This window comes from Lysinibacillus sp. FSL K6-3209 (assembly GCF_037976175.1).
In the GTDB taxonomy this organism is placed as follows: domain Bacteria; phylum Bacillota; class Bacilli; order Bacillales_A; family Planococcaceae; genus Lysinibacillus; species Lysinibacillus sphaericus_D.
Genome location: NZ_CP150264.1, coordinates 3,792,706 through 3,805,404 on the forward strand (window position 1 = coordinate 3,792,706; position 12,699 = coordinate 3,805,404).

The window sequence follows — 12,699 nt, forward strand, 5'->3', positions numbered from 1 at the left end:
TTGTGACATCCTTTCCTGTTAAGTTATGTACACCTTTTGTACACTGAAATTAAATAATGACCAGAAAACCATTTCGGTCATCTGGTCATTATAATATTCCTATTTTAAAAATAATGCAAGCTTTTAATGATGATTTTTTTCATTTTCTTGTTGCTCTGTGCCCTCTGATGAATCTGTACCTTGATTTGGCATGTTCATATTGGCTTTTTCATCTTCTTGAATTACTTTTGTCATATCAGGTGTACCAGCAGTAATTTGCTGTTTCGGCATATTATGAATGCCATTAGCTGTAGTATGTGCAAACATATAATATACGCCGTCATGATCGAATGTTGTCTGGGCTTTATAGACGCCATCTTTCTCTAATTTACCTTCTAACATTTGACCTTCATCGCGTTTACCTGATTCCCACACTTCGAATTCTACGATTGCATCATCAATATTTTTATCACCTTGCGTAACGTGAGCAGCAAGCTCTATCGGAGCATTAATTGCTACTTCTTTTGACGTTAAAATGTCTACTTCCAACATTTGAGGCTCCTCTAATGCGGCAGGTGAAGCTGGTTCTTTCTTATCCCCACACCCAACTAATAATGCGGGTACAGCTAACAATGTCAAAATCCACTTCTTCATGTTCTCTATTCCTCCATTAACGGCATCGTAATCTTTACTGTTGTACCTTTATCTAATTCACTTTCGATTTCAATTTTACCATGTAACTGCTTTAATAATTGTTCCACTATAGATAGGCCTAAACCACTACCACCATCTGCACGACTGCGCGCTTTATTAACACGATAGAAACGCTCTGTCACATGTGATAAATCTTCCAGCGGTATACCAATGCCATCATCCTTTATCGTAATAAGTGCATTCCCATTATTTTCGATTGCGACAATGTCCACTTTTGACTGTTCATAAGAGTAATTAATAGCATTTTCGATAATGTTAATAAATATTTGCTTAAGCTTCACTTCATCCGCTTTGACAATTAGTTCATCATCTACATTAAGATGCAACGTAATATTCTTTTTTTGAGCTTGATGCATTAAAATTTTTCGTACTTCCCGTAATGTTTCTGCAAGTGGAATCGGATAAAGAGCAATATCCTTCTGTTCATTTTCCATTCGAGCAAGTTGAAGAAGCTCATTTGTTAAACGTTCCATACGATTTGCTTCTCGCACGATTAACTGAATGGTCTCTTGTTTTTGCTCTTCTGCAATAATACCATTTTGCATTGCTTCACTATACCCTTTTACATAGCTAATAGGTGTTCGTAATTCATGAGAAACAGTTGCTAAAAATGTTTTTTGTACTTCATCTTCACGTTGTATAGCCTCCGCCATGCCATTAAAAGTGCTGGATAGTTTACCTATTTCATCACTAGATTTAACAGGCACTCGTGTTTCATAATGTCCATACGACATTTGCTCCACTGCTGTTTGCAAGTTATTTAATGGGCGCATAATACGTTGAATTCCTTTATATACAAAGAAGCTCATCACAATCAAAAAGACAAATGCGCTCAAAAATAAGAAAATCACTTCTTGGCTTGCTAACTCACTGATTTTTGCTAATGGGAAGTAAATATAAATAATGCCCTCTAGCCTGTTTTGATCTACTAAGGGTAGTACAACTGAAATAAGTTGCCGATCGAACCGAGGCTCATAGCCAATCTTTTGCACATAATTACCTTCTAGCAATTGTTGCCGTTCTTCTGCGCCTATCAATGTTTCATAATCAATATCAAACGGAACACATGCACTAAGTTCACGTGGATTTCTAACAGCAAAAATATTTAAATTAGAATAATTATTATAATGTTCAATATCAGCAATAAATTCATCTGTCACTTTGCCACTCGTATACATTGTTTGTAACTTTGTACCGACCTCGATCATCATGCTTTCTGTATCTTCCACATAAAGCTGTTCATATAAAAAATCAGTCAGAACATACATAAAAACAACTGTAATAATCAAAAATGCAAATATTAGTAGCCAAATACGTGTGGAAATCTTTTTCATTCGCCAGGGTCAAAGCGGTAGCCTACTCCCCAAACGGTTTGAATATACCCTGCCGCTTCCTTTCCAAGCTTCAAGCGTAATGTTTTAATATGGGTATCAACCGTTCTTGTTCCCCCTAAATAATCTATATCCCAAATACGCTCTAACAATTGTTCACGTGAATAGGCATTGCCTGGATTTTTCATAAATAAATGTAATAATTCAAATTCCTTTAAAGTTAACGGAATCACTTTTCCTTCAACAGAAACTTTCCGAGAAATTTCATCTAATTTAATGGACCCAAAGACAATAATTTTTTGCTGCAAATCGGTTATATTCGAGCCACTTCTTCTTAATACAGCATGCATTCGTGCCACTAGTTCATCATTTGTAAACGGCTTTACGATATAATCATCTCCACCGAGTGTCAGACCCTTTACTTTATCCTCATTCGCATCTCGTGCCGTTAAGAAAATCACAGGGACATTCGACATCGCACGAATACTTTGACAAACTGTAAAACCATCTTCATGCGGCATCATTACATCTAATAGAACTAAGTCAATTTTTTCCCGCACAATAATATCGTACGCCTCAGTTCCATTTGCAGCTGTAAAGGTCTCGAACTTGGAATTATTGAGCATCATCTCGATTAAATTACGCATATCTTGCTCATCATCAACAATTAATACCGTTGTCACTTTTCTTCCTCCCTTACTAACAGTTGAAATGCACCTTTACCAACATCAACTGTTTTTTGTACCTGACCGTCTTTTATAAAATATAATGTGTGGTCGTCATAGCCAGCTACAACAATATAATTCTTAAATTGATTTACAACAAATGGATTAGCCCCTACCTCTTTATGCCATTTTACCGTTCCATTAAAATCAACGACATATAATTCATTATGACCATGGCTGACCACTAACACATTATCTTTCGTCTTTGTTAAACCTACTGGCATTAAAGGCATTTCTATTTCACCATGAACAGCACCCGTTGTAAGATCATAACGCTTCACCGAACTATTTGGTTTGCTGCCTTCACCATGTCCACCAATCCATAACTCATTTGTCTCTTCAATAATGACAATCCCATGTGACGATTTTTCTATTGGCCACTGTTGTTCTATCGTTAAATCCTTAATGGATAACACGGATAGTTTGGTGTCTTTATAGTTCACGACATAAAGCTTATCTTTATACGTTGCCATCGACATCGGATAGTTGCCAAGTCGCTGTGAAGCAAGTTCATTGCCTTCCACATCAAAGCTTGTCACTGTATTCATCTTACTATTCGTAATAAAAAATTGTTTGAACTTCGGCGCATAATACACATTGGTCGTGCCAATTTCTACTTTTTTTGAATAGAGCTTTTTACCTGTCGAAAGTGCAAAAACATCTATTTCATCTAATTGATGACCATATAGTAAAACTCGGTCCTTATCGAGGAGTATTGCGCCTGTATAGGCTTTGTCAAATGTCCAAGATGCAAAAACTCCACCCTGATCATCAATAAAATCAAGCGATGGTTCTTGAATATTGAGAGACGCAATAAAATGCTGATTACGTTCAATTGGCTCAAAAGATATCTCTGTACACCCTGCTAACCAAATAATTTGTATAAAAGAAAAAATGAAGAATGCCCATTTTTTCAAAATCATCACCTCTGCCCTCTAACTATACTTCACATTTGTGAAATCTGCGTGAAACTTGGAAGGTAAATTTATGACACATTCCCAGCTGATAACAGCGCGTGTTTCCTATCAATAGCAAAAGACTTAAGCATCGCAAAAAAGCCTATTCACACATATACTACAAAGATTATCGTAAGGAGGAATCACATTATGGTAACCATTAGTTTATGTATGATTGTGAAAAATGAAGAAGATGTTATTGCCAGATGTCTTGAATCAGTAAAGGATTTAGTTGATGAAATAAATATAGTAGATACTGGCTCCACGGACAATACAAAGAAAATTGTAAAACAGTTTACTAATCGTATTTTTGAATTTGAGTGGGTGCATCATTTTGCCCAAGCGCGAAATTTTTCATTCCAACAAGCTACACAGGACTATATTCTTTGGTTAGACGCTGATGATGTGTTATTGGCGGAAGATCAAGAGAAATTTAAAGCCTTAAAGGAATCTTTAACACCTGAAATTGATGCTGTCTCGATGAATTATTATTTAAGCTTTGATGCTGAAGGAAAAGTGAATTCTCTTTTAAGAAGATATCGATTAGTTAAAAGAGATAAGCAATTTAAATGGATTGGAGCAGTTCATGAATATTTAGAGGTTAGTGGACATCTTTACGAAAGTGATGTCGCTGTTAGCCACTTACCACTTCATCATGACCACCAGCGGAATATTACTATTTATAAGAAACTCATTGAATCAGGTGAAGCATTAACTCCACGTGACACATTTTATTATGCCAATGAATTACTAGATCATAATGAAATTGAGGATGCAATCTTTTATTATGAACTTTTTTTAACATCAAAACGTGGTTGGGTAGAAGATAATATTCAATCTTGTTTTAAACTAGCAGACTGTTACACGACTTTAAATGATAAAGAAAATAATGTAAGTTCTATTTTAAGAAGCTTTGAATATGATATCCCACGTCCAGAGGCATGCTGTAGGCTTGGCCATCATTTTATGGAACAAGGGAAAAATCAGGAGGCAATCTTTTGGTATGAACAAGCATTGACAATAAAAACAAAACCAAACGCTCCATTTCTAAATACAACTTTCACCACGTGGTTACCTCATATACAACTTTGTGTCCTCTATGACCGTTTACAACAATATGAATTAGCCAATATCCATAATGAATTAGCACGAGCCTACTTACCGAACGATGAAAAAATCCTACACAACAAAACCTATTTTGAGCAGATGTTTAAAAAGATACATGATAACAATTAGATTAACTATTAATTCAGAAGTATATACCAAATTCAGGGGATTTCTAGTTTTATAAGAAAGTCTCTTTAATCCCAAGCCCCTTACCGCCTTTCTCTACCCTATTAAATCGTAGTTATAAGTTCGACAGATTTTAAATTCTTATATGAATAAGCAAAGTAGTTAACCGTCCACTTCCTCTATCATTTTCATGAATAGGATATTTGAGAGAGGAGGTGAATAAATGAATTTCCATGATTTTATTTTAAATAATATTTGCAAGAGATGTAATAGTTATCCATGCCGTTGTGTTAATAGACCAGAGCAAAACTGTTCAATTTGGCCTGTTAAACCTACTGGTACAACAGGGACGACTGGGCCTACGGGCGCAACGGGGCCTACAGGACCTACGGGGGCCACTGGTGCTATTGGGCCAACTGGGCCTACGGGCGCGACAGGCATCACTGGCGCTATTGGGCAGACTGGGCCTACGGGCGCGACAGGCATCACTGGCGCAACCGGTGACATCGGGCCGACTGGGCCTACGGGCGCAACGGGTATCACTGGCGCGACCGGCGCTATTGGACCGATTGGACCGATTGGACCGACGGGGGCCACTGGTGCTATTGGACCAACTGGGCCTACGGGCGCGACGGGTATCACTGGCGCTATCGGTCCTGCTGGGGCCACTGGCGCAACTGGGGCTATTGGACCGACTGGACCTACGGGCGCGACAGGCATCACCGGCGCTATCGGTCCTGCTGGGGCCACTGGCGATATTGGGCCTACCGGACCTACGGGCGCGACAGGCATCACTGGCGCTATTGGGCCGACTGGGCCTACGGGCGCGACGGGTATCACTGGCGCTATCGGTCCTGCTGGAGCCACTGGCACGACCGGTGACATCGGGCCGACTGGGCCTACGGGCGCGACGGGTATCACTGGCGCTATCGGTCCTGCTGGAGCCACTGGCGCGACCGGTGACATCGGACCGACTGGGCCTACGGGCGCGACAGGCATCACCGGCGCTATCGGTCCTGCTGGAGCCACTGGCGCGACCGGTGACATCGGGCCGACTGGGCCTACGGGCGCGACAGGCATCACCGGCGCTATCGGTCCTGCTGGGGCCACTGGCGCAACCGGTGACATCGGGCCGACTGGGCCTACGGGCGCGACGGGTATCACTGGCGCTATCGGTCCTGCTGGAGCCACTGGCGCGACCGGTGACATCGGGCCGACTGGGCCTACGGGCGCGACAGGCATCACCGGCGCTATCGGTCCTGCTGGGGCCACTGGCGTGACTGGGGCTATTGGACCGACTGGACCTACGGGCGCAACGGGTTCCACTGGCGCGACCGGGGCTATTGGACCTACGGGTGACACTGGGGCCACTGGCGCTATTGGGCCTACCGGACCTACGGGCGCAACGGGTTCCACTGGGGCTACTGGGGCTACTGGCGCTATTGGGCCAACTGGGCCTACGGGCGACACTGGCGCTACGGGGGCGACGGGACCTACAGGGCCTGCTTTTACAGAAGGCTTCTCTGCATTTTTAAATACTCTATCTGTTAGTAACTCTGCTACCTTAACTAATTGGAGTGTAGCCTCACCTTATTTCACAACACCTGCATTTAACCCAACAACTGGTATATTCACAGTTCCAACAACTGGAAGGTATAGCTTTGAAGCAACAATTAACTACTCAACAGTAGCTGCGATCAGTCTGGGCATTGGCGCAGGTGTTAACCCCTCATTTACAATTCGTAGAAATACAACAACTAATTTAATAAGTGGTTTATTCCCAGTATTAAATTTAGCTGTTACCCTTTTAACCATTAGAGCAGTTCTCGGTAATGGTACTGTTACATTAGCTGGAGAAGTCAATTTGAATGCAGGCGATTTGATTGATTTATTTTATGATGCAAATGGATTAAGCATTGCATTGACCTTAGGGGGCGCTAACTCAGGTGGTATTGTTTGGTCATGCCACAGAATTTCTTAATTGCTAGACATAGTCTATTCTATGTTCAACAACTCCTATCACTTTTAAGAAAGATGGAAATCTACTAATCCATCGTGCTCCCATCCTAATTAACATTGCAGTTTCTTTTCAATAGGGCGCCTTAAAATTGCCATGCTAATTTGGTTTTAAGGCGCCTTTCTTTATTTCAACATTTAAGTAATCCAACACTGTGAAGAACAAAAGAAGTGCTTTCAATGATTGCTATTATGATTATTTAAACAAATAATTAAAAAACATCCTATCAAAAAAAGTAGTACAAATGTAAATTTGCACTACTCTTTTACTGTTCCTGTTTAAACATATTACTTAAAACTTCATTTGCCACTTTACAGCCTTGCTCAACACATTCCGGAATTGAAATTCCCTCAAAAGAGCTACCTGCAAGTTTAACTGTTGGAAAGTGTTCATAAAGTTCTTCCTTTACACGAGCAATTTTCGCTTCATGTCCAACAGTATATTGTGGCATAGCGTTTTTCCAACGAGAGACAACGGTTGTCACGGGTTCACCGTCTAGCCCTATTGTATTCTTTAAATCTTGTAATACTGTCTTTTCAATCTCTGAATCAGATAAGGCAACTATTGTTTCATCACCGACACGACCAATATAACTACGTAATAATACATAGCCTTCAGGGGTAGCATTCGGCCATTTTCGGTTAATCCACGTACAAGATGTTATTGAAAAATCACTATTTCTAGAGACAAAAAACGAAAGTGCATCTAAGTCTCCAAGCTGCTCTTTTTTAAATGCCATTGTCACTGTAGCAATAGTTGCGGCTTTCATCGTATTTAACTCTGTCAAAAGCTGATGCTTATTAAACATCTTTTGTGCAACATTAAATGGTGTTGCGATAATAATTGCATCTGCTGTTATATGCGAAAAATTATTTAGTACGACTTGCACAGCACCATCTTTACCATGATCAATTTGTTCTACTTTCGCACCCTTCATAACTGTCCCTGGAAGTAGAGATTCTTCTAACTTTTCGATAAGTGTCTCAAGTCCATTTTCAAAGGTTTGAAAAATTCCCTTATCCTTCGTTATCTGATTGTAACTTAGAAAATTTGTCCCTGATTTCTTCATACCCAAAAGCAAACTACGATATTTTTGCTCCAATTCGTAAAGCTGTGGAAATATAGAGCGCATACTTAATTGTTCAATATCCCCCGCAAAGGTTCCTGCAAGTAAAGGTTCCACTAGGTTTTCTACAACCTCTGCGCCAAATCTTCTTCGAAAAAATTCCCCTAATGGCTGGTCGTCATCCCGTGCAGAACGCGGGAGAATAAAATCTCCCGCTGCACGAATTTTTCCACTAAGTGAAAACAAGCCAGATGTAATGAATGACGAGATATGTGGCGTTGCTCCTGACATCAGACTGCTCGGAATAGGGTACAATTTACTTCCTACAGCTACATAAGTAGGTCCCGAATCTCCGGTAATCATCTCATGTTCAATACTAAGCTCTTTTGCCAATGCTTGCACATGATTTTCACGATCGAAAAAGGATTCTGGTCCACGCTCGATAATAAAGCCGTCTTTTCTAAGCGTTTGGATTTTTCCGCCAAGACGTAATGACGACTCGACAAGTACGATATCTACCGGCAATTCTTTTGTACGCGCTTGTTTTTGCATATAGAACGCAGCTGTAAGGCCTGTAATGCCACCGCCAACAACAACTACCTTTCGTCTTTTTTGAGTCACCAACATCATCACTTTCTTTTCGCTTAGCTTAATTTTTTATGAATGGCATCTACCATCGCATCAATAAATAATGGATGTGTATTTGGCATTGCAGGACGATAATAGTTAGCACCTAACTCATCGCAAACAACTTTACATTCATAATCGTTATCGTAAAGTACCTCTAAATGTTCTGTTACAAATCCTACTGGTGTGTAAACAAATGAACGGTACCCCTTTTGCTCATAAAGATCACGTGTTAAATCTTGTACATCTGGACCAAACCATGGCTCTGGTGTTTGTCCTGCTGATTGCCAGCCCACTTCTACATTTTTCACACCCGTAGCTTCTTGAATTAAGCGAGCTGTTTCTATTAATTGGTCTTCGTAAGGATCGCCTAGTTCTTTAATTTTTACTGGAAGTGAATGCGCTGATACGATTAAGCAAGCCTTCTCGCGTTCTTCAGCAGACATAGCATCGAATGTTTCGTTCACTTTCTCCTTCCAATATTCAATAAACTTAGGCTCATCATACCAAGACTCAACAGACGTAATTGTTAGGCGGTCACCTGCTGTTTCCGCTGCGCGGCCATTGTATGATTTAATAGAGAATGTTGAAAAATGTGGTGCTAAGACGATTGATACGGCTTCTTTAATGCCCGCAGCGACCATTTCCTCTACTGCATCCTCAATAAATGGATGAATATGCTTTAAACCAATAAATAGCTTGTATTCTACCTCATCTTGCACTTCATTTAAACGTGCACACAAAGCTTCAGCCTGTGCTTCTGTTGCAGCAGCCAGTGGTGATAAACCACCAATTGCCTCATAGCGACCGCGTAAATCTTCTAAATGCTCGTCAGATGGTTTACGTCCATGACGAATATGTGTGTAGTACGGTTCAATATCTTCTTCTTTATAGGGTGTACCATATGCCATCACTAATAAACCTTTAACTTTTTTCATAGTCCTTTTCACCTCTAAATAATTGTTAAGCTATATTTTTTGTATGGTTTCTATACGTTAACAACAACTACATCAAAAGAAGTGTAATCGTTTAGTTAAATTTGCTTTTTACTTACACTACTTTACGAATGTGCTTGAATTTGTTGGGCACTATATTCATGAATAAGTGTTGTTAAACGTTTTAATACGGCTGGATCAACCTCTGGGAATACACCATGGCCTAAATTAAAGATATGACCTGGCACCTCTAAGCCTTGATCGATAATATCTTTTGTTCGTTTTTCAATTACTGACCAATCAGCCAGTAATAATGAAGGATCTAAGTTTCCTTGTACTGGTTTTGTTATACCTTTTGCGCGCGCTTCTTTAATCGGTAAGCGCCAATCTAAGCCTACTACGTCGATTGGTAAATCATGCCATTCTTTTACTAAATGGCTTGCACCTACACCGAATTGAATAAGTGGTACATTTTCTTTTTTTAACTCGCCGAAAATACGTGTCATTACAGGTTTAATAAAGACACGATAGTCTTCAACACTTAAAGCACCTACCCATGAGTCAAATATTTGGATCGCTTTAGCACCTGCTTCTACTTGTGCAGAAACGTCCGCAATAATCATATCTGCTAATTTATCCATTAGCGCAAACCATGCTTGTGGTTCTGAAACCATAAATGATTTTGTTTTATTATAGTTTTTAGAAGGTCCGCCTTCAATCATATAGCTCGCTAATGTAAATGGCGCTCCTGCAAAACATATTAATGGCACATGAAGTTGTTCTTCTGTTAGTAATTTTATTGTCTCTAATACGAAAGGTGTATGTTCCTTTGCATTGAACTCACCTAATTTTTCTACATCTGCTACTGAGCGAATTGGATTAGAAATAACTGGGCCTACACCCGCTTTAATTTTCACATCTATACCGATACCTGGTAGTGGCGTTACGATATCTTTATATAAAATTGCAGCGTCCACATTGTAGTTTTCTACCGGCAAACGTGTTACATACGCACAAAGCTCAGGTTGATGTGTAATTTCTTCTAATGAATATTTTTCTTTAATTGCACGATATTCTGGCTGAGAACGACCTGCCTGTCGCATATACCAGACTGGTGTATGTTCAGTCCTTTCTCCTTTTGCAGCACGTAAAAGTGTATCATTAAAATGTGTTGTCATTGATTATTTCCTTCCCCTCGATGAAATTCAAATCTTAAAAAATCACTTGTTTATTCCATTATTATTGATATCCGTTTTCAATAGTAAACGCTTCCTCTGCTATTGTATAGTTTTCCTCATGAAATGTCATAAAATTGTTCTTTCTACGCGCCTTCTTTTTTGACAAAGCGTTCGACTTGCACTTAAATGGAGTTAATCACGCAATTTTAGCTATTTATAAGGAGGGCAAAATAATGTATATTTATTTAACTTCTGGCACAGGAGAATTTATGGAACAGGTGAAAAATAAGTACCCTGATGAGCAAATGATTTTATTGCACGGAGAAGGAAATTCTGTGCTTATACATGAAACAGAAGGCAAATCTGTTTTTGCAACGCCACGTAAATTCGAAGTATTGGATTCTGTAAACGAATTAGAAGAACGCGGCTTCTTTGTCTTCAACAATATTCCTGTTACTGATGAAGGTCGTCCTGTTTTTGAACATCGTTTTTTAAATCGCGCACGTGCAATTGAGGACGAGCCTGGTTTTGTGGCATTCCGCCTACTACGCCCAGCAAATGGTGACACGTATATTGTCATGACACAATGGAATGGACCACACTCATTCGAAGCATGGAAAAGCTCACAAGCTTATAAAACAGCTCATGCCCAACGTGAAGAGCCGACTGGCGTGCGACAACAAAATATTTTTTCTGCCGCTTCCTATGTTTCAACATATAGCGTTGCCCCTCAAGAAGAAGAGGCTTAATTTTTAAAAGGAGCACTTATTTATGAATCAACAATTACTCGAAAAAATTGATGCTCATTTTGAAGAAATGGTGGCGATTCGCCGCCATCTACATATGCATCCAGAACTAAGCTTCCAAGAACAAGAAACAGCCAATTATATTATGCAATATTATCAAAAGCTCGGTGTCCCTGTTGAACCAAATGTTAGCGGTTACGGACTAATCGCGCGCATTAAAGGGAACAAACCTGGTAAAAGAATTGCCTTACGTGCAGATTTTGATGCACTTCCTATCCAAGATGAAAAGGACGTCCCTTACAAATCGACAGTAGCTGGTGTTATGCATGCTTGTGGTCATGATGGGCATACCGCTACATTATTAATCATAGGGAAACTTTTATGGGAAATGCGCGATGACTTAGCAGGAGAATATGTGCTGATTCATCAACATGCTGAAGAAGCCGATCCAGGTGGTGCTATCGGTATGGTACAAGCAGGGGCACTGAACGGGGTTGATGCTATATTTGGAACACATCTATCATCCAATCATCCAACGGGTATGATTGGCTACAGGGTTGGTCCATTAATGGCGGCAGTTGATAGTTTTGAACTGAAAATTCAAGGTAAAGGTGGACATGGCGCACACCCTCATCAAACAAAAGACGCTATTGTGATTGGCTCACAACTTGTTATGAACTTGCAACAACTTGTGGCACGCCGTGTAGCGCCAACTGAGTCAGCAGTTCTTACAGTTGGCTCATTCGTTGCTTCGAATGCTGATAACATTATTGCAGATACAGCCTATTTAAATGGAACAATCCGTACTTTTGACAAAGAGGTACGTGAAACGATGGAACGTGAATTTAAACGGGTTGTACATGGTACTGAAATTGCTCAAGATTGCACGATAGAACTTGATTACCGTCGAGGCTATCCAGCCATTGTCAATCATGAAAAAGAAACATGTTTTGTTCGAGATATCGCGCAAGATATTTGCGATGTTGTTGAAATACCAGCTACAATGGGCGGAGAAGATTTCGCGTACTATTTAGAGGAAAAGCCAGGGACATTTTTCTTCACAGGAGCTGCTCCTACTGAATATGCACCACATCATCATCCAAAATTTGATATTGATGAAAAAGGTATGCTTGTCGCAGCAAAAGTTATGTTAAACGCTGCGCTCGAATATCAATATGTAAAATAAACAAAA

11 protein-coding genes are annotated in these 12,699 nt (G+C 40.1%); 4 read left to right on the forward strand and 7 right to left on the reverse strand.

Annotation, left to right across the window (positions count from 1 at the left end):
• Positions 1-123 precede the first annotated feature (123 nt).
• From MHH88_RS18465 to MHH88_RS18480, 4 genes are read right to left on the reverse strand one after another with little or no spacing between them, the layout of a single operon-like run.
• The gene (locus MHH88_RS18465) at positions 124-633 is read right to left on the reverse strand and encodes a FixH family protein (protein WP_069514614.1); all 510 of its coding nucleotides are present in this window, start codon (positions 631-633) and stop codon (positions 124-126) included.
• 5 nt (positions 634-638) lie between these two features.
• A complete protein-coding gene (locus MHH88_RS18470; protein WP_339259914.1) occupies positions 639-2,027 on the reverse strand; it encodes an ATP-binding protein in 1,389 nt (462 codons plus the stop codon).
• A complete protein-coding gene (locus MHH88_RS18475; protein WP_081328071.1) occupies positions 2,024-2,707 on the reverse strand; it encodes a response regulator transcription factor in 684 nt (227 codons plus the stop codon). The genes MHH88_RS18470 and MHH88_RS18475 overlap by 4 nt, the downstream gene beginning before the upstream one ends.
• Positions 2,704-3,672 carry a YncE family protein gene (locus MHH88_RS18480; protein WP_256093283.1) on the reverse strand — a complete coding sequence of 323 codons (969 nt, stop codon included), beginning with the start codon at positions 3,670-3,672 and terminating at the stop codon, positions 2,704-2,706. The genes MHH88_RS18475 and MHH88_RS18480 overlap by 4 nt, the downstream gene beginning before the upstream one ends.
• Positions 3,673-3,855: 183 nt before the next feature.
• Between MHH88_RS18480 and MHH88_RS18485 the strand changes: the two genes are divergently transcribed.
• Positions 3,856-4,941 carry a glycosyltransferase gene (locus tag MHH88_RS18485; RefSeq protein ID WP_339259917.1) on the forward strand — a complete coding sequence of 362 codons (1,086 nt, stop codon included), beginning with the start codon at positions 3,856-3,858 and terminating at the stop codon, positions 4,939-4,941.
• A 220-nt stretch (positions 4,942-5,161) separates the two neighbouring features.
• Positions 5,162-6,919: a collagen-like protein gene (locus tag MHH88_RS18490; RefSeq protein WP_339259918.1), complete on the forward strand. Its 1,758-nt coding sequence runs from the start codon at positions 5,162-5,164 to the stop codon at positions 6,917-6,919.
• Between the two features lie 301 nt (positions 6,920-7,220).
• Here the strand turns inward: MHH88_RS18490 and hemY are convergent, their stop codons facing one another.
• The 3 genes from hemY to hemE form a co-directional block, all read right to left on the reverse strand.
• A complete protein-coding gene (gene hemY, locus MHH88_RS18495) occupies positions 7,221-8,651 on the reverse strand; it encodes a protoporphyrinogen oxidase (protein ID WP_069514622.1) in 1,431 nt (476 codons plus the stop codon).
• A 14-nt stretch (positions 8,652-8,665) separates the two neighbouring features.
• Entirely contained in the window at positions 8,666-9,586 is a 921-nt protein-coding gene (gene hemH / locus MHH88_RS18500) for a ferrochelatase (RefSeq protein ID WP_339259921.1), read from the reverse strand.
• Positions 9,587-9,708: 122 nt separating this feature from the next.
• A complete protein-coding gene (gene hemE / locus MHH88_RS18505; protein ID WP_069514628.1) occupies positions 9,709-10,761 on the reverse strand; it encodes a uroporphyrinogen decarboxylase in 1,053 nt (350 codons plus the stop codon).
• A 233-nt stretch (positions 10,762-10,994) separates the two neighbouring features.
• Here hemE and MHH88_RS18510 point away from each other — a divergent pair, with 233 nt between their 5' ends.
• Positions 10,995-11,510: an antibiotic biosynthesis monooxygenase gene (locus MHH88_RS18510; RefSeq protein WP_339259923.1), complete on the forward strand. Its 516-nt coding sequence runs from the start codon at positions 10,995-10,997 to the stop codon at positions 11,508-11,510.
• A 22-nt stretch (positions 11,511-11,532) separates the two neighbouring features.
• Complete coding sequence (locus tag MHH88_RS18515; RefSeq protein WP_069514634.1) at positions 11,533-12,693, forward strand: amidohydrolase; 1,161 nt, start codon at positions 11,533-11,535, stop codon at positions 12,691-12,693.
• Positions 12,694-12,699 lie beyond the last annotated feature (6 nt).